We start from the raw sequence: 18,952 nt of genomic DNA, 5'->3' as shown, positions 1-18,952 counted from the left end.
ATAAACTAGATTACTTTTTATTTCATAGCGTTTTATTTATTTTCATATTCATTACAGTTTATTAGGAATAATTATTAATATCGTTTAAATTATTGCGATAAAATATGTAATACTACAATAATAACAAATTTAAAGGATGAAAAGATTGTTAAAGTTCATTAAAATTAAATATATAGTAATAGCAATCATTATTTTCGTAATTTTCTTTATTGCGAAATTAATTATATTTCCAACAGAAACAACTGTTAATTATATTACTTCTCCCGTTACCAAAGGTAACATTGAAAAATCAGTTCTAGCAGACGGTACAATTAGCGCTTTTAAACAAGTAAGCGTTGGGGCTCAGGTTTCAGGACAAATCAAAAAGCTTTATGTTGAATTAGGCGACGAAGTTAAACAAGGTGATATGATTGCCGAGATTGACGATCTAAAACAAAATAATGATCTAAAGCAATCCGAAGCATCTCTTAATAGTTTTGAAGCGCAACGCAAATCTAAAAAAGCAAAATTGGTAAACTACCAGTTAACCTATGAGCGCCAATTAAAATTGGTTAATAAAGGCGTTGGTATTCAATCAGATTTAGATGCAGCAAAAGCTGATCTTGATGCAATTAAAGCCGATATTGCAGCCCTTGATGCAGATATTGTAAATGCTCAAGTCGCTGTAGATACCGCCAAAGTTAATTTAGGTTATACCAAAATTCGTTCGCCGATTGATGGTGTGATTGTGGCAATTCCCGTTGATCAAGGTCAAACCGTTAACTCAGTACAAAGTGCACCTACCATCGTAAAAGTTGCTCAACTTGATAAAATGACAATTGAAGCTCAAATTTCGGAAGCCGATGTCATTAATGTTAAAAAAGGTATGCCAGTCTATTTTACAATTTTAGGTCTACCCAATAAGCGTTTTGATGGTTTAACATTACGCGCAATTGAACCAGCTCCAGATTCAATTAATACCGAAACGACAACAAGTTCAAGTTCATCAACAACGAAAAGTGCTATCTACTATAATGGGTTATTTGATGTTGATAATCCAGATCGTATTTTACGTATATCCATGACAGCACAAGTCTATATTGTATTATCTTCAGCAAAAGATGTATTGACTATTCCATCTCAAGCTCTCCAAAAAAATCTAGGAGACAATAAAGCCATTGTTTATCTATTAAATAAAAGTAACGAGATTGAGGAACGAGAAGTTACTGTAGGCATTAATAATAATATAAATGTCGAAATAAAATCAGGTATTAAAGAAGGGGATACCGTTATAGTTAGTAGCACTAATGGTGCATCACTAAGTAGTAATGCAAAAGGGCCAAGGATGCGATTCTAATTATGGCAAACAAAAACACACCTCTAATTAAGCTTGAAAATATTGTTCGTGAATTCCCTGCAGGGGATTCAACCATACAAGTTCTTAAAAGTATAAATTTAACAATTAACGCTGGGGAAATGGTGGCAATTATTGGTGCATCGGGTTCCGGTAAATCTACCTTAATGAATATTTTAGGATGCTTAGACAAACCGACTACAGGTACTTATTCTATAAGTGGTCGAATTACCAGTAAATTGTCGCCTGATGAATTGGCTGAACTACGTCGTGAACATTTTGGTTTTATTTTTCAACGCTATCATCTGTTAAATGCATTAACTGCTCAAGGGAATGTTGAAATTCCAGCAATCTATGCTGGTGTCAATGATGAAGAGAGGCAAAAACGTGCTACCGAAATTTTAACTCGTTTAGGGCTAGCGGATAAAATTCACAATAAACCTAATCAGTTATCAGGTGGACAACAGCAACGTGTTAGTATTGGTCGTGCTCTAATTAATGGAGGACAAATCATCTTAGCCGATGAGCCAACTGGTGCACTTGATCGTAAAAGTGGCCTAGAAGTTATGGCGATATTACGCGAACTGCACAGTCAAGGTCATACAGTTATTATTGTCACTCATGATGCAAATATTGCCCAAAGTGCACAGCGAATCATTGAAATTAGTGATGGCAATATTATTTCAGACTCAATCAATCCTAATTATCAATCGGAAACTAACGACAATCGCCAAGTTAAACAAATTGAGCAAGCTAAAACTCAAGATAATTTTCGAGCAAAATATTATCGTTTTCGTGATGCTTTCAAAATGGCAATTTTATCAATGTTTTCGCAGCGATTACGTACCTTTTTAACGATGTTAGGTATTATTATCGGTATCGCTTCTGTAGTTTCAATGGTGGCATTAGGACAAGGAACAAAACAAAAAATCTTATCAAATATTAATTCTATGGGGACAAGTACATTAGAAATTTATGCTGGTAATGGTTTTGGTGATCGTAATGCAGATAAAATTACAACTTTACGCTCATCGGATGCTGATTTTTTAGCTCAGCAAAGTTTTGTCCATAGTACTACTCCTAACCTATCAACCAGTGTTTATTTCAGAATTAATAATCTAGCTGTAACGGGAACTGTCAATGGTGTCGGTGAACAATTCTTTGCTGTTCGTGGTTATGATATTACACAAGGTACCTCTTTTGACCAAAGCAGCATTAACAATTCGGCACAAGATGCCGTAATCGATGAAAATACAGTTAAACGATTATTTGCAAATGAAGATCCAATTGGAAAAATTTTAATGGTTGGTCAGCTACCAGTTAAAATAATTGGTGTTGCAACAAAGCAACAGCAAGGATTTGGTAGTAATGAAAGTCTAAATGTCTGGTTACCTTATACGACTGTTATCAATCGTATGGTTGGACAAACTTCATTAAGAAGCATTACTGTTCGTATTAATGATAATATTGATTTGTCGATTGCAGAACAAGCTGTTAATCGAATTATGTTACAAAGGCATGGCACTAAAGATTTTTTCATTTTTAATTCAGACAATGTTCGTGAAACAATAAATTCTTCAGCTTGGGTCTTGACGCTATTAGTGTCAACCATTGCATTAATTTCTCTTATTGTTGGCGGTATTGGTGTAATGAATATCATGCTCGTTTCGGTCACTGAAAGAACACGAGAAATTGGCGTTCGTATGGCAGTTGGAGCACGCTCAAGTGACATTTTGCAACAGTTCTTAATTGAAGCAGTATTAGTATGTTTAACCGGTGGAATAATAGGCATTTTACTGTCATTTGTTGTAGGATTTATTTTTAATGCGTTAGTTACATCTTTTGCTATGAGTTTTTCATCCATAGCCATTGTTGCAGCATTTAGTTGCTCAAGTATTATTGGTATTATTTTTGGTTACTTTCCTGCCAAACGTGCTGCAAAGCTCGATCCAATTTATGCTTTAGAACGAGAGTAACCTTAATAGTTACAAAAAAAGCCTTTACTGAATTTCTTCACGTAAAGGCTTTAAATACTTACTAAAACTTGAGTCTTTTAATAATCTTTTATTCTATATCGGCTATTAACACTCATATCCTTTAATTATTTTTTATTTTTTGCGTTAGTTTTAACATTAGGATCTAAACTAGCTAAAAAAGTTGCAACTCTAACATAATCAGCTATATAAGCATCATCGTTTGATGTATCTAAACCAGAAGAATTAATATAAAATTTACGATTAACAATAATAGAAGGAATAGATGACGGTTGCATTTCTTTAATAGCGTCAGCTTGTTGAGCCATAAATGCTTTTACTAAGAAACTATTTTTAGTTTTTTCATAAGTTTCCTCATCAACGCCTAATTTAGCAAATACTGTCTTAATATCATCAGCCGTTTTTATTGTTCTATCTTTTTGTACTGCATCATAAAGTGCTTCCGATGCTTTATCTTCTATGCCAAGAACGTTAGCTATTGCCCATGCTTCAGATAATTCCATAGCCAGCGCTCCAAAGTCCAATAAGTGATAACGTTTAACTTTCATCTCTTCTGGTAAAGCTTTAGCTATAAGGTTCGTACCATGATATTTTGTTTCGAATCGAAAACAACTAGGACAATTAAACGAGAAGAATTCAATGACTTCTTTTTCAGGTGATGGATAAGTTGGTAATACAATATATTGTTTACCCTCTTCAATTTGTGCTTGTGTTGTCGCAGGAGTTTGGGATGTCTTTGATATAGCATTTGTCGAAGAATCATCGGCAAAACAATTTACCGAAAATAACAATACACCCATAGCAATAAGCGTTTTTTTCATTTAATTTATTCTCCTTATTCTTTAATAATTCCGCGGGCTTTTAACAATGCGGTTTTAAAATCATCTTCATAATCTTTTTTTAACCCAGGTATTGCTTCATTTTTATCTGAGTCACGCATTTTTAAATGATAAATTAACACTTCATCACTCAAATCTTTTAGGTCACCGTCAAAACCAGCTTCTTTACCCAATTTATCTAAAAGTTGCAATAAATTCAGATCTGAATCTGCTTCCCATGCTGGTTGTAATAACTCTATTAACTCATCTATACGATGACATTTCATAATAACTACCTTTTTAAATATTCAACTAAGTTGAAAGTGATAATATAAACCTTTATGTTAATCTTTACTTTACTATCTATATATTAAAAGGCCTCTATTATATACTCGACTTTAAATTTAAATAGTGCATTTAGAAAGATTCATAAACTGCTGATATAGGTTATTTGCGACTAAAAAATAACTTTGCTATATAGTAATGCTATTTTGTTTTTTGGCAATGTAAAAGAGAAATAATTTATGCAAAAACTGTCAATTACTGCGATTATTTTAGCCGGTGGGCAAAGTAGCCGTATGAATGGTAAGGATAAAGGTTTAATGTTGTTAGCAGGAAAACCACTTTATCAACATGTCATTGATCGTATTAAACCTCAAGTCAGTTTTGTTATGATTAATTGTAATCGACATACTGAACTATATAGTTCATTAGGCTATTTTGTTTTTTCTGATGATTTAAAAGGATTTTTAGGACCTTTATCAGGGATTTATAGTGGCTTGTTAAGAAGTACAACAGATTGGAATTTATTTGTGAGCTGCGATACCCCTTTTTTACCGGAGGACCTTATTGCTCGTTTAATAAAATTCACAACAACGCACCAAGCAATTTATCCTTCCGATGGAAAAAATGATCACCCTACTATTTTATTGATCCATAAAAATATCGTCCCTCAACTAAAAAAATATTTAGACAACGGAGATCGTAAACTTATGCTGTTTCTTAAGCAAATTAATGCTATCGCTGTTGATTTCAGTGAAAATCCTTCTGGTTTTACCAATATTAATACTCTGGAAATGCTGGAAAAAGCTAATATTTCAATCAAATAATTACTATTAAACCGTAAGTTAGTCGTTTTATACAGTACAGAATTAAAACATAACATGTTATAAATAATTGGGTAACAAAATGATTAATAATATCTTTTAAAAAAATAGGGGTGAATTTGAACATTATACTTTCCCCCTTTCTTTCTCATATCGTTTGGCGATATTTTCAATTTATGTTATGTAACCGTGAAAATACATTTATAACAATATGTTATTGTTTTTTAAGCAGTACCTTTAACTGTTTAGCAAAATTCTCTATTTCAACTTCTTGTGTTGCCCATGAGGTACAAAAACGTAAGCAAATATGACTTGGATCGGTTTGTCCTAAATTATCTACGGCATACTGTGAAATAATTTTTTTAGCAAGTTGATTAGGAAAATTAACAAACAGTTGATTGGACTGTGGTTTAGCTACAAATGTTAATCTTTCAGTCTCAAACAAATTTTTAAGTTTTTCAGCCATATCATTGCTATGTTTACCAAGCGAAATATAAAGATTATTTTCCATTAACGCTTTAAACTGTACAGCTATAATCCAACTTTTTGCTAGTATTGCACCTTTCTGTTTCATATTGAAACGGAAATCATGATTAATTGAAAGATTATTAAATATCAACGCCTCACCTACAAAAGCGCCAACTTTAGTACCGCCAATATAAAATGCGTCAGTGTATTTAGCCAAATCAGGAAAAGTAATATCGTTATCTTTTGCTGCCAAGGCCATTGCTAAACGAGCACCATCTAAATAAAGGTAAAGATGATGTTTTTGACAAAATTGATACAGCTTTTTTAACTCTTGCTTCGTATACAGAGTACCTAATTCGGTAGTATTTGAAATGTAGACAAGTTTAGGTTGCACCATATGTTCATCACAATGATAATCTAAAACAGGTTTAATTAATTCTGGCGTTAATTTTCCATCTTCAGTTTTAACTGTTACAACTTTGTGCCCTGTTGCTTCAATCGCACCTGTTTCATGAACATTGATATGACCAGTTTCAGCAGCAATAACTGCCTGATAAGGTTTTAAAATATGTGAAATCGTGGTCAAATTGGTAATGGTTCCACCTGCCATAAAATGTACATCGGCATTTGGTGATTTTAATATTTTCTTAATGCTATTTATTGCATCATTACAACATTCATCTAATCCATAACCGCTCAACTTTTTATTATTAATATCAACAAATTCTTTTAATAAACTTGGATGCACGGTTTGATTATAATCATTTAAAAAATCGTACATATCATTACCTTTAATCTTGTATAAAATGATGTAATATTTACCTTTAATATAACATGTTAGAGTTAATAGTCTATGAACGATAGAAAAATTATTGGAATCACAGGGTATAGCGGTAGTGGTAAAACAACTTTGTTAACAAAAGTTATTACACTGCTTGTTGAGCAAGGATTTAAAGTGGCCACGTTGAAACATGCCCATCACGATATTGAATTTGATATACCTGGGAAAGATAGTTATAAATTGCGTAAAGCTGGATCATTACAAACTATCGTGGCATGTAATAATCGTTATGCCTTAATTCATGAAACACCTGATAAATCCATTGATTTAAAGACATTGATTAATCATTTTTCAGATGTTGATATTATATTAATTGAGGGATTTAAAGATGAAACCATTCCTAAAATTATGTGCCACCGAAGCGCAAATCAAAAACCTCTTTTTATAGATAATTTTACTGTCGCTATTGCCTGTGATAAACCAATAGAGACTAATTTACCAAAACTTAATATCAATGAACCGAGCCAGATAACCGAATTTATAAAAAGTTATTTTGAATTAAAATCAAATTAAAAAGCCAAGACACAGAGGTGTCACCAATTTTATGCATAATTTACGCGGACTAATTGCTTATACTTATTTAAACAATAAACCCAAATGTACTATTTATTATCTATAACATTTGGGTTTTTACAAAACTATGGTTGTTTATTTAATTTTAAATAATCTGAAAAAATTACATTTTGATGATTCGGTAATAGAATACGATCATTATTTTTTTCTTTATCAAGAATTGATTGATCTATTTGATAACCTAATAGATTAGATAAAATATATTTATTCATTAAGCCACTTAAATAACCATTTGATCCACGATACGATTCTATAAATTGGCAATCAAATTGGTTATTCTTTGAGATAAACATAAACGGAATTAAAAATTGATCAATCCCCTTACTCATCCCATGGCCAAGGTTAACAATTTCTCCATGATCAGAAGTATAAATGATACTATAATTACGACTATATTTATTGATAACATCATATATTGCCTTTACCGTACGATCAGTATGATGAATAGTTAAATCATAATCTTCAGCATCAGGCAAAGCTTGTTTATCAATCTCATCATACCCATCACTATAAGGTTGATGACTTCCTCGTAAATGAATAAAGATAAATTTTTTAGGTGCATTATCTTTTTTAAGATATCGTTCTAATAATTCACTTAAATTAACATCATGATCTTTATCTGTAAAATCAAGGATATCACTTTTACGGGCAATGAAACCAAATTTAGCATTACTTGCTCCTTTAATATTTTGACGATACGAAGCTAACCAATAGGTTTTATAATTATTATATTTAGCCATTTCAATAATTGACTTGTTGTTAAATAAGTTATCATTACTTTCAGGAATACTGAAAGATAAAGTCATTGGTATGGAATCCCTAGTAAAGGATGCAGAGGAATGACTATTATTAATAATGCATCCACCATTTTTTTGATTAAAAACTTCTGCCATGAGCGGAGTCGTTAGCTTATGATATCCATAGGCACTATATCGAGAAACTAAAGAAGATTCTCCCATAATTAACACAACAAGTTCATCATTTAAATTCTGAGGAGGTAAAATAATAGCATCATTAAAAACCTCTATTTCGCTCGTATCGGCGTAAATGTCAGTAGAAAAAGAGGTCACTCCAAGATAAACTATATTACCGAGTACTGCAGGATAAAACTCCCGTAATATTAATAATTTTAGTCTATAATCTTTATGGGTATCATTTTGTACATTAGTATTTACAGATATAAAAATACTTCCAATAACTATATATAATGTTAAGGGTAGTATAGGTCTAAATTTAACCGTAATAAATTTCTTGTAAATAAATAAAATACCAACAGTCACTATTAATGCTGGCACAGTTATAAACAGAACAGGCTTGAGCATTGAAAATGCTTCATAAGAATTCGTTTCTGTAATAGAATCCAGTACGCCTTCAGAGATAACCTCACCAAAATAAATCAAATAATTAATTTCAGATAAGAATAAAAATAAAAATAGCGTACCTATAACAACAAAAAAGTGACGTCGACTTTTTATTAATGTATGAATAATTAAAAATAAACAAGACGTAGTTGATAAGATAAGTAAAAAATGGATAACTATAAAAGAATCATTCTTATTCGCATGAATATAAGCTAAAATTGAACTGAGAAAGATATAAACTAAAAGTAATATTAAAGCGTTACTTCGACGCTGGATAAATTGAGGTAATTTCATTTTATTATTTACAAATTATTTATTTATTTATTACATTTTATTTATGATAAATTTTAAACAATTACTTTTTGTAAAGCAATTGGTTTTAACTTGTTAAACTTAATTATTAATAATTTTTTGATATTATAAAAATCACTATCCATAAATTTTACTAATAAATCCCAAACAATATTTTAATTTAAGTTGTTATTTAAACTAAAGTAGTTATAGATTATTAGATAATGTCAGCCTTAAGATTAATGTTATCACTTAGACAACCAATCAAAAGTTCACATTAGTTTATAGTAGAATAAATACTTTACTTTATTAGATTGATACATTCTTTTAGGTGTAATATGTCTAACATTTCGAGTAAGAGGAATAATAAAATTATTGAACCAATAACAATAATGCCAGTATTACTATTTTTGTTTCTTAATCTACAAAATCTGATGTGGGTTGACACGCAAACAATACATAGACCGATAAAAATAAAATATAACTCTTCCAAAATAGCTCACTATTCCTAATTATTATTGATACTATTTAAATCTATTTTCTTACTAACGCAATAAATCATAAGTATTAATGATTTTTTTGATGACCTAATAGGTTAGATAACATATATTATTAATTAAGCTACTTAAATAACCATTTGATTCACGAAACAATTCGATATATTTTCAATCAAACTGTTTATGCGCGGATAACTTGATTAATCCTACTTGCTCAACCATGACTAAAGTTAACAATTTCTCTATAAAAAATTTTATTCAAAATAATTTTAAATTTCTGAGATTACTAGCCTTTAGAGCGATGCTATCGCTTAGTTCGTGGGAGTACATTAAATAGTTCATCAAATAAGAGGAAAGATAAAACGATATAAAGAAAAATAATAAAGCCTGGAACTTTAGGACGTTTGTCTCCAAATCCTCCTCTACGGAATGAAGACACATAAACCAAGCCTATACAGAGAAAAATTAAATATAAATCATCCAAAATAGCTCACCATTCTTAGTTATTATTTATACTATTTTAGTGGATTTTTTTTACAATGCAATAAATTATAAATTTTAATAGATATTTTTGATAATTCAAAAATTTTAATAAGTTAAAAAAAGTTAACCATCTTTTTTAGGATCCAAATCCAAGTAAATTAAATCAGGAAAATTTTAATATTCCACACCATAAAATGCTATACCATAATTATCTCAGCACTATCTTTTTATTCATTTTGCTATTTTCATTAAATAGCCGAGTTTAGAAAAATTTATTTATTTAAATAAGAATATATCGTATCTTATTTACTAATTTTTTATTTTACCTGAATCAAAATGAAGCTTTTATTAAAAAGAGTTTTGAACATTACAAAAAAAATGATAATCGGGTTTATACTGTTATCTTTTTTAATTGTTGTTTTATTAAGGTGGATTACTCCGTTTGGTTCAATGTTAATGGTAGAAAGAAAGCTCACTCACTGGAATATTACTCAACAACGTACATGGAAAGATTGGAATCAAATATCAGATCATATAAAAATAGCGGTTATCGCTGCTGAAGATCAAAAGTTTGCTAATCATTGGGGATTTGATTTTAAAGCAATTAATCATGCTCTACAACATAATCGGAATAATAAAAAAATTCGTGGCGCCAGTACTATTAGTCAACAAGTAGCAAAAAATATTTTTTTATGGCCTTCGCGTAGTTGGATTCGTAAAGGTTTTGAATCCTTGTTTACTCTTGAAATTGAGTTACTCTGGTCTAAACGACGAACGCTTGAAATTTATCTAAACAGTGTTGAGTGGGGAGAGGGAATCTTTGGTATAGAAGCAGCTTCGCAATACTATTTTCAAGTAAGTGCTAACAAGTTAACGCCTTATCAAGCAAGTCTACTCGCTGCTACATTACCTAACCCTAGAAAATGGAATCCAGCTAACCCTAATAATCATATACAAAAAAAAGCGCAATGGATTCGTAATCAAATGAATAACCTTGGTGGTAAAAATTATTTAAAACAGCTAAACTAATTTAATAGTTTATATAAATTTTTTAACAAACTCTGGTACAATTTTACTCGCTGGACCATAAATTTTAGTTTCAAATAAATTTTCACCTAAACTTGGTTCTAAGTTAAGTTCAACAGTTTTGGCTCCCGCTTGATTAGCTATTTGAACAAATCCTGCAGCTGGATAAACATTACCTGATGTACCAATCGAAATAAAATAGTCCGTTTGCGAAAGTGCGTTATAAATTTCTTCCATTTGTAGTGGAATCTCACCAAACCAAACAATATGTGGTCGAATTAATTTATTTTCATGATAATTCACATCGTAATAGCAATCGATTATCTGTCCTGTTTTTTCATTACGCACTTTTAATAATTCACCATGCATATGGATAATATTTTTAGAACCAGCTTGTTCATGCAAGTTATCCACATTTTGGGTAACAATTAATACATTATCCGAACCTAACTTTTGTTCTAATTGCGCTAAAGCAAAATGAGCCATATTAGGTTTTACTTCAGGATTTTGTAGTTTTCTACGCAACATATTATAAAAATCATGAACAGCGACTGGATTACGCATATATCCTTCGTAGGTCGCGACATCATTAACATAATAACCTTCCCATAAACCATTTTGGGCACGAAATGTCGATAACCCTGATTCAGCAGAAATACCTGCACCGGTTAAGATGACGATTTTTGGTGTTTTCAACATATCTATTCGCCTTTTTTATTAATAAATTAAATAAATTACTGAAAAAATATTATTGGCTATATTCTGTGGTAAATATGTGTAAGGCTGGTTTGCTTAACTTTTGATATTGGCTGTAAGCACTTGCTACTTTAAACCTTATTTCATCTTTCGATTCACCATTTAACCAGCTGTTAATCATTGCATGAACACTATAAGCTTCTGGCGCCATTCGATGCAAGGTTAAAATTAATGGTGTAATACCTAAACGGGATAATGGTGGAGTAAAATATTTCTGGCTTTTACAAGCAAATACCGCAGCGTAACGTAATTTTTGTTTTTCTTGCTCTGTTTTTGACAATGTATTCCAACGCCAACTATCAGGTAAATAATCACGCCATGATGATTCCATTAAATAATCATGACCAATATATATAACCAGATCGGCATTTCCTCCTGCCATTACTGTTTTATCATTAAGTCTAATTTGCTGTGTTTTTTTACCAGCCGAATAATCTAAAAAATCATTAACAGTACTATCAATATATTTTCCATTATATGCTTGAGCAATGAGATACACATCCTTATTTCGATGTTTATAAATTATCTCTTCTAATATTTTTCCAGATGTGGGTTTATTAATGTTAATTACTTGCCACTCTTTTTGTTTAGCGAAATAGGTTTTAAAACCATAAGCAGCCCCCCAATAAAGATTATTTTTGGGATCTTGACCATTACCAATTGCCTGTGGAACGGGTACTATTTTTTGATATTTGTTATCACATAAGGCGACTAATACATGAATAGTTTTTGTTTCTGCAAAAGCCTGAAAAGAAAAGATTGAAAAAACTATTGGCATAATATAGAGATAATTAATGATTTTCTTCATTAGCTTTATATTCCTAATCTATATAATAATTCACGAAAAATAATTTTAATAATAAACTATAAAATATATTAAATAATTTAAATTGAATAAAATCATTATAATGTACGATAATGATTTTAGTGGCAAGTAATCATAAAAAATAAGGTATGAGTAATATGAAAACAATTGGATTAATTGGTGGGATGAGTTGGGAAAGCACAATAACTTATTATCAAGTCATCAATCAATTTATTAGCAAATCACTTGGTGGTTTACATTCAGCAAAAACACTTTTATACAGTGTTGATTTTCAAGAAATAGAAAGTTGCCAAGCAAATAATGAATGGGATAAAAGCGCGATTATTTTAACTGATGCGGCTAAAAGATTAGAACTAGCTGGCGCTAATTTTATTATTATCTGTACTAATACGATGCATAAGGTTGCTGATCAAATTCAAAAAAATATTACTATTCCGATCATTCATATCGCCGATGTGACCGCCAAATATTTAATCAAAGATAAAATAAAGTCTGTTGCGTTACTTGGTACCAAGTACACCATGGAGCAAAACTTTTATAAATCAAAATTAATCGAAAAAGGTTTAAATGTTTTAATTCCTGATGAACAAGATAGAATAATCATCAATAATATTATTTATGATGAACTTTGCCTTGGGAAAATTAAACCTGAATCTAAGCAAGCTTACCTCAATATTATTGATAAACTCGTTAAGCAAGGTGCTGAAGGGGTGATTTTAGGCTGTACTGAGATCGGTTTATTAATAAATCAACAAGATCACGCCATCCCTTTCTTTGATACAGCCCTATTACATGCTCAAGAAGCAGCATGGTTAGCGACTAATTCGTAACGTCTTCTTTTATATATTCCAATATATCACCAGGTTGGCAATCTAAATAGTTACAGATTGCCTCTAGTGTTGCTAGCCTAAATCCTTTTACTTTACCTTGTTTAAGTAAAGATAAATTTTGTTCAGTAATACCAATGGCAGCCGCTAAATCTTTAGATTTAACTTTACGTTTAGCCAGCATTACATCTAAATTTATTATAATTGGCACTTTTGGCTCCTTGCTAAATAAACTGCTTATTTTCTTCGGCTATTTGACATGCTTTTTTCAATATTTGACCAACTATCATAATACTTATTGACGGAAATAATAACATTAAATCTTCACTGGTGAATGATAGAGAAATGTAACGTTCCGGAAGATCATTATTAAAAGATAAGATTAATGATGATAACGGCTCAGTGATTAATTGTATAACTTCCCAAATAACTAATGTTGTACCAAATTTATAACAATAATTAGCCGAACTTACTGAAAAATAGTCCGATTTACTATAACTTAAAAAAAGTAATCTAAGCTGAAAGAAAGCATAAACTAAAATTGCAATAATAATGGTATCAATCAAGGTAACTAAGACGGCTTGCCATGTAGAAAGTTTAGTTGGATCAATATCAGAGCTATCTGCACTATGAGCAATAAAAAAGGAATATCCACCCGATTCTAAACCAATATTGTGTATATCAAAAAAATAAAATAATAAAGGAGATACCATTCCAATTAATATCGTTATTATAGGAATAAAAGTTAACAATGCCATTAATTTACAGTATTTATTTAGACGTGACTGAGATTGAGATTGAGATTGAGAGATATTGGTATTCATTTTTATTTCCTTATGTATAAAAATTAAACACAGCTTATCACTTCCAAAGATATAAAACAACAATAAATTAAAATAAAACGATAATTTTTTATTATTATAAAATAATAAAAACTATTATTATCCTTTTTATTAAACAGATAAATTAAATTTAGATTACAAAAAAAGCCCTACTTTTAACCAAAGTAGGGCTTATTTATTATTAATAAAAATCAATTATGCTTCTATAGCAATTCTTAGTTTTTTCATCGCATTTTTTTCGAGTTGGCGAATACGTTCGGCAGAAACGCTGTATTTGTCAGCCAATACTTGCAGTGTTGATTTACTATCATCAGCATCTAACCAACGGGCTTTAATAATATCTTGGCTACGTTCGTCTAATTGAGACAAGGCATCATGTAGCTTATCGGTTGCATCATTCTCCCAATTATCATTTTCAATTGATTTTGAAAAATCAGAATTACTATCTTCTAAATACAGTGCTGGTGCAACAATTGAATTGTCGTCATCATCATTATCAATATCAAATGACATGTCTTGTGCTGACATGCGCGATTCCATCTCTAGAACATCTTTACGACTTACACCAAGTTCATCAGCAACCATATCCACTTCAGCACTATTAAACCAACCTAAACGTTGTTTATTTTTTCTTAGATTGAAGAATAACTTTCTTTGTGCTTTTGTAGTTGCAACTTTAACAATACGCCAATTTTTTAAGACATATTCATGTATTTCAGCTTTTATCCAATGCACAGCAAATGAAACTAGGCGAACCCCCATTTCAGGGTTAAAGCGACGAACCGCTTTCATTAAACCAATATTACCTTCTTGAATTAAATCTGCTTGAGGTAAACCATAACCAGCATAACCACGAGCAATGTGCGCAACAAAACGTAAATGTGATAAAATTAATTGTTTTGCAGCATCAACATCATCATGATAATAAAGTTTTTCGCCTAATGATTTTTCTTCCTCTGCAGTTAACATTGGATAAGTATTAATCATACGAAGATATGATTCAATATTTCCTTGTGGGATTAAAGCACCTACTTGCATTTTTAAATCAGTACTCATTTAACTCCCTCCTTAATTTAAACTAGTTTTGTCGCTTATTCATAATGGCAACAATATAACTGTAATATTAGACCACTAAAATGTGATTTAGTTCACATTTATTATTAATTTAATAATAAAAACTATACTTAAATAATTAAGCAATGTGCATCGTTTTTAAATATTTCTTAGTCGATACCAGTGCAGAAAACCAACCAAGAATCATAGAGAACAATACAATTAGTATACTTTCGTCCCATGAAAGTCCTTTAAGTATAAATTTTGTACCAAAAATAGCAGAAACACGTAATATAATTGAATCTATTTGAAAAATAAATACTTCTGATAAAATCAACGCAAAAATTGCACTAATAAATCCAATCAATATACCATTATACAAAAATGGACGTAATATAAAACCTTCAGTTGCCCCAATCAATTGCATCACTACAATAACTTGTCTACGAGCAAAAATGTTTAATCGAATACTATTTCCTATGACAAGCGAAACAGCACCAATCATAAATATCGAAATTATCCACACGATGGATTTTACCATATCGGTCAATGCAGTTAATCGAGTAAACCAACTATCGTCAAGTTGAACATCATCAATCCCTTTAATCTCTAGTAATTTGGACTGAAAAGCATGCAATGTAGCGGTTTGTTTTGCTTCTTCTTTTGGAATAATAATTGTTACTGCTGGTAACGGATTTTCATCCAGAAGATCGAGCGCGTTGCCAAATCCAGACCACGTTTTAAATTCTTCTTTTGTTTGCTCTCGGGAAAGATATTCAATTTTTTCAACTTCAGGATAAGATTTAAGCTTAGAAATCAATTCTGTGGTTTGTGTTGAAGTTAATTCCTTATTTATGTAAACAGTTAAATTTGGCGTTGGGTACCACTGATTCGAAGCGTGATTAGCATTTTTCCAAAGTAGATAGCTAATCGTTGGTAATGTTATTGAAATCGCAATAACAAAAACTGTCAGTAATGAAGCAAAAATATGTTGAGTGAAATTATTAAAGGTATTACGCCAAGCATAACCAATTTGCCTTCTCCAATGACAAAAAAAAATATTGCTATCTTTTCCATTGGATTTATTCGGTTTAATATTAGCGCTCATTATTAATTTTTAACCTCTAAATGCCCTTGATTTAAATGCAATATACGATGTTGTTTATGGCGAATAAGCGTCATATTGTGGGTCGCCATCAAGACAGTTACCCCAGTTTGATTAAACTCCTCAAATAGTTTTAAAATGTCTTTTGAAAGTTTATCATCCAAATTTCCTGTGGGTTCATCAGCAAGTAGGACATTAGGATGATTTACAATTGCTCGAGCAATCCCGACACGTTGTTGCTCACCACCAGATAATTGTATTGGATAAAATTTCATTTTATTTAACAATCCAACTTTATCCAATGAGGCAGAAACTCGTCGACGAATTTCTTCAGGTGATTTTCCTAAAATAATTAATGGAATAGCAACGTTATCATAAACGGTATGATCCATTAGTAGTTGATGATCTTGAAAAATCATACCAATGGTACGACGTAAAAATGGCATTTCTTGTCGTTTTAAACTTGAAACATCAATACCATTTAATAAAACTTTGCCATCATTCGCTTTTTCTAATCCACAAATTAGTCGCATTAAGGTGCTTTTACCTGCACCAGAATGACCGGTTAAAAATGCCATTTCTCCGGGTAATAAAGTAAAGGTTATATTTTGTAATGCTGGTTTCCCGCCAGAATAAACTTTACTTACACGTTGAAATTGGATCATTATTTTTTACTCTTCTGTTTGATCAAACAGAGCATTAATAAAATCATCGGCAACAAAAGGTCTTAAATCTTCAATTTTTTCACCGACCCCAATATAACGAATAGGTATATTGAACTGATCGGCAATACTAAAAATAATACCACCTTTTGCTGTTCCATCTAATTTAGTTAATGCCATTCCTGTAACACCAACCGCCTCATTAAATAATTTTGTTTGGCTGATAGCATTTTGTCCTGTACCTGCATCAATCGTTAACATAATTTCATGTGGTGCCGTTTCATCTTGCTTTTTAATTACACGCACTATTTTTTTTAATTCATCCATTAAATGAGATTTATTTTGTAAACGACCTGCTGTATCCGCAATTAATACATCTATTTTTTTGGCTTTTGCTGCTTGTATAGCATCAAAAATGACTGATGCTGAATCCGCATTAGTATGTTGAGCAATAACAGGAATATTATTACGTTCACCCCACACTTGTAATTGTTCTACAGCTGCAGCACGAAAAGTATCGCCAGCAGCCAGCATAACTGATTTGCCTTGTTGTTGAAACTGACGAGCTAATTTACCAATAGTTGTTGTTTTACCAACACCATTAACACCAACCATTAAAATAACAAATGGTTTATGATTATCTATATTAAGTGGTTTATCGACTCCGTCTAAAATAGATTTCATTTCTTGTTTTAAAAGCTCGTGTAATGCATCTGCATCTTTTAGCTCTTTTCTTGAAGCATGTTGAGTTAATGTACTAATAATCTTTTGTGTTGTATCAAAACCTACATCAGCGATAAGCAATTGTTCTTCTAATTCTTCAAATAGTGCATCATCAATCTTTTTTCCTCTAAATAAATTAAGGAATCCAGATCCTATATTCTGTTTTGTTTTAAAAAGTCCTTTTTTCAAACGAGAAAAAAATCCTTCTTTTTTTTGTTCAACCATAAATTGTTTATCCCATGACAATCATAAGTGATCATTTTATATTATTTTAAAATAAAGCCCAATGTATTCAAATAAAAGGAATAACATTATTAATCTATTTTGCTCATTTTATTAAATTATAAAATGAATGATACGTTATCTATAAAGAATAATTAAAAATAATTATCAATAAAGATCCGAAGTTTTAATATGACACCATTCACCTAATGGTAATTGGTGAGTAAATAAATTATATTTGCCAATTTGAACTCTAATTAGTCGTAAACAAGGAAAACCCACTGCTGCACACATTCGCCTAACTTGGCGATTCTTTCCTTCAGTGATAGTAATACTTATCCATGATGTGGGTATTGTTTTACGTTCGCGAATAGGAGGAACTCTTTTCCATAGGAGCAATGGCTCATCTAGAAAATCTACTATAGCTGGCGCTGTATAAAATTCCTTTAACTGAATACCTTTTCTTAGTTGATCTATCGCTTGTTGGTTAATTGAACCTTCAACTTGTACCCAGTAGGTTTTTGGCAATTTAAATTTTGGTGAGCTGATTTTAGCTTGTAATTTACCATCATTTGTTAATAATAACAATCCTTCGCTATCAGTATCTAAACGTCCAGCCGGATAAAATTTTGGTAATTTTATAAAATCTTTTAATGTCTGATACTTTTCATGAGGTGAAAACTGAGTTGTGACATTAAAGGGTTTATTAAAGGCTATTAATGAGTGCATCTCATCCTGCTTTAACTTTAGTTTCAATATCATGCTAAACTTATTATATACTAAATGAATTATTATTTAGCCATATACTAAACATAGCATCTTATATAAATTTCAGTCAGTTTTTTAATCTCTATATGCAAAAAAGCCCAGCATTCCTGCTGGGCTCTCTCTATATTTAAAAGTCTGGCGGCTCCCTACTCTCACATGGGTAATACCCACACTACCATCGGCACTTCGGCGTTTCACTTCTGAGTTCGGCATGGGGTCAGGTGGGACCACCGCGCTATTACCGCCAGACATATTCTGTCTTCTCTTTCTCTCAATCAGTGCATTATCTCATATCTGCACTCATCTCTCAATCCGGAACAAACTGTTCGATTATCTCATAATCAACTACTCGCGTATCCAAAACAACTCCGAGTTGT

18 protein-coding genes, 1 rRNA gene and 1 pseudogene are annotated in these 18,952 nt (G+C 31.1%); 6 read left to right on the top strand and 14 right to left on the bottom strand.

Annotated features, from left to right (window positions below; all coding sequences use genetic code 11):
• Positions 1 to 145 precede the first annotated feature (145 nt).
• Both A9G17_RS07415 and A9G17_RS07410 read left to right on the top strand, forming a co-directional pair.
• Positions 146 to 1,336 (top strand): efflux RND transporter periplasmic adaptor subunit, encoded by a 1,191-nt coding sequence (locus A9G17_RS07415; protein WP_253248126.1) that lies wholly within the window; start codon positions 146 to 148, stop codon positions 1,334 to 1,336.
• Positions 1,337 to 1,338: 2 nt separating this feature from the next.
• Positions 1,339 to 3,309 (top strand): MacB family efflux pump subunit, encoded by a 1,971-nt coding sequence (locus tag A9G17_RS07410; protein ID WP_065738170.1) that lies wholly within the window; start codon positions 1,339 to 1,341, stop codon positions 3,307 to 3,309.
• Between the two features lie 125 nt (positions 3,310 to 3,434).
• On the opposite strand, the gene A9G17_RS07405 is transcribed toward A9G17_RS07410, so the two are convergent.
• A complete protein-coding gene (locus A9G17_RS07405; protein ID WP_081301714.1) occupies positions 3,435 to 4,148 on the bottom strand; it encodes a DsbA family protein in 714 nt (237 codons plus the stop codon).
• A 14-nt stretch (positions 4,149 to 4,162) separates the two neighbouring features.
• Positions 4,163 to 4,432, bottom strand: coding sequence for a YihD family protein (locus A9G17_RS07400; RefSeq protein WP_065738169.1), 270 nt, complete (start codon positions 4,430 to 4,432; stop codon positions 4,163 to 4,165).
• Between the two features lie 237 nt (positions 4,433 to 4,669).
• Here A9G17_RS07400 and mobA point away from each other — a divergent pair, with 237 nt between their 5' ends.
• The gene (gene mobA, locus A9G17_RS07395) at positions 4,670 to 5,254 is read left to right on the top strand and encodes a molybdenum cofactor guanylyltransferase MobA (RefSeq protein WP_065738168.1); all 585 of its coding nucleotides are present in this window, start codon (positions 4,670 to 4,672) and stop codon (positions 5,252 to 5,254) included.
• Positions 5,255 to 5,465: 211 nt separating this feature from the next.
• Here mobA and A9G17_RS07390 read toward each other — a convergent pair whose 3' ends face one another.
• Complete coding sequence (locus A9G17_RS07390) at positions 5,466 to 6,500, bottom strand: threonine aldolase family protein (protein ID WP_065738167.1); 1,035 nt, start codon at positions 6,498 to 6,500, stop codon at positions 5,466 to 5,468.
• A gap of 72 nt (positions 6,501 to 6,572) precedes the next feature.
• Between A9G17_RS07390 and mobB the strand changes: the two genes are divergently transcribed.
• On the top strand, positions 6,573 to 7,073 hold the full coding sequence (mobB, locus tag A9G17_RS07385; protein WP_065738166.1) for a molybdopterin-guanine dinucleotide biosynthesis protein B: 501 nt from the start codon (positions 6,573 to 6,575) through the stop codon (positions 7,071 to 7,073).
• Positions 7,074 to 7,198: 125 nt separating this feature from the next.
• Here the strand turns inward: mobB and A9G17_RS07380 are convergent, their stop codons facing one another.
• The gene (locus A9G17_RS07380; RefSeq protein ID WP_081301713.1) at positions 7,199 to 8,788 is read right to left on the bottom strand and encodes a phosphoethanolamine transferase; all 1,590 of its coding nucleotides are present in this window, start codon (positions 8,786 to 8,788) and stop codon (positions 7,199 to 7,201) included.
• Positions 8,789 to 10,101: 1,313 nt separating this feature from the next.
• Here A9G17_RS07380 and mtgA point away from each other — a divergent pair.
• Entirely contained in the window at positions 10,102 to 10,794 is a 693-nt protein-coding gene (mtgA, locus tag A9G17_RS07375) for a monofunctional biosynthetic peptidoglycan transglycosylase (protein WP_065738165.1), read from the top strand.
• 9 nt (positions 10,795 to 10,803) lie between these two features.
• On the opposite strand, the gene cobB is transcribed toward mtgA, so the two are convergent.
• Both cobB and A9G17_RS07365 read right to left on the bottom strand, forming a co-directional pair.
• The gene (gene cobB, locus A9G17_RS07370) at positions 10,804 to 11,490 is read right to left on the bottom strand and encodes a Sir2 family NAD+-dependent deacetylase (protein WP_065738164.1); all 687 of its coding nucleotides are present in this window, start codon (positions 11,488 to 11,490) and stop codon (positions 10,804 to 10,806) included.
• Between the two features lie 49 nt (positions 11,491 to 11,539).
• Positions 11,540 to 12,355 (bottom strand): hypothetical protein, encoded by an 816-nt coding sequence (locus tag A9G17_RS07365; protein ID WP_065738163.1) that lies wholly within the window; start codon positions 12,353 to 12,355, stop codon positions 11,540 to 11,542.
• A gap of 155 nt (positions 12,356 to 12,510) precedes the next feature.
• Between A9G17_RS07365 and A9G17_RS07360 the strand changes: the two genes are divergently transcribed.
• Positions 12,511 to 13,203, top strand: a complete 693-nt coding sequence (locus A9G17_RS07360) for an aspartate/glutamate racemase family protein (protein WP_065738162.1) — start codon at positions 12,511 to 12,513, stop codon at positions 13,201 to 13,203.
• Here the strand turns inward: A9G17_RS07360 and A9G17_RS07355 are convergent.
• The 8 genes and pseudogenes from A9G17_RS07355 to rrf form a co-directional block, all read right to left on the bottom strand.
• Complete coding sequence (locus A9G17_RS07355) at positions 13,193 to 13,411, bottom strand: helix-turn-helix domain-containing protein (protein WP_065738161.1); 219 nt, start codon at positions 13,409 to 13,411, stop codon at positions 13,193 to 13,195. The two genes, A9G17_RS07360 and A9G17_RS07355, sit on opposite strands and share 11 nt — an antisense overlap.
• A gap of 13 nt (positions 13,412 to 13,424) precedes the next feature.
• Positions 13,425 to 14,024, bottom strand: coding sequence for a DUF2975 domain-containing protein (locus A9G17_RS07350; RefSeq protein ID WP_065738160.1), 600 nt, complete (start codon positions 14,022 to 14,024; stop codon positions 13,425 to 13,427).
• A 213-nt stretch (positions 14,025 to 14,237) separates the two neighbouring features.
• Positions 14,238 to 15,098: an RNA polymerase sigma factor RpoH gene (rpoH, locus tag A9G17_RS07345; RefSeq protein WP_065738159.1), complete on the bottom strand. Its 861-nt coding sequence runs from the start codon at positions 15,096 to 15,098 to the stop codon at positions 14,238 to 14,240.
• A gap of 136 nt (positions 15,099 to 15,234) precedes the next feature.
• A complete protein-coding gene (gene ftsX / locus A9G17_RS07340) occupies positions 15,235 to 16,203 on the bottom strand; it encodes a permease-like cell division protein FtsX (RefSeq protein WP_081301712.1) in 969 nt (322 codons plus the stop codon).
• Positions 16,204 to 16,205: 2 nt separating this feature from the next.
• A complete protein-coding gene (gene ftsE / locus A9G17_RS07335) occupies positions 16,206 to 16,865 on the bottom strand; it encodes a cell division ATP-binding protein FtsE (RefSeq protein WP_065738158.1) in 660 nt (219 codons plus the stop codon).
• A 6-nt stretch (positions 16,866 to 16,871) separates the two neighbouring features.
• Positions 16,872 to 17,795: pseudogene (gene ftsY, locus A9G17_RS07330) on the bottom strand (signal recognition particle-docking protein FtsY); the annotation flags it as partial.
• A 180-nt stretch (positions 17,796 to 17,975) separates the two neighbouring features.
• Positions 17,976 to 18,536, bottom strand: coding sequence for a pseudouridine synthase (locus A9G17_RS07325; RefSeq protein WP_065738157.1), 561 nt, complete (start codon positions 18,534 to 18,536; stop codon positions 17,976 to 17,978).
• A gap of 172 nt (positions 18,537 to 18,708) precedes the next feature.
• Positions 18,709 to 18,824 (bottom strand): 5S ribosomal RNA (gene rrf, locus A9G17_RS07320).
• Between the last annotated feature and the right edge of the window lie 128 nt (positions 18,825 to 18,952).

The organism is Gilliamella sp. wkB7 (genome assembly GCF_001693435.1).
Lineage (GTDB): Bacteria > Pseudomonadota > Gammaproteobacteria > Enterobacterales > Orbaceae > Gilliamella > Gilliamella apicola_N.
This window is presented reverse-complemented; position numbering and strand designations above follow the sequence as displayed.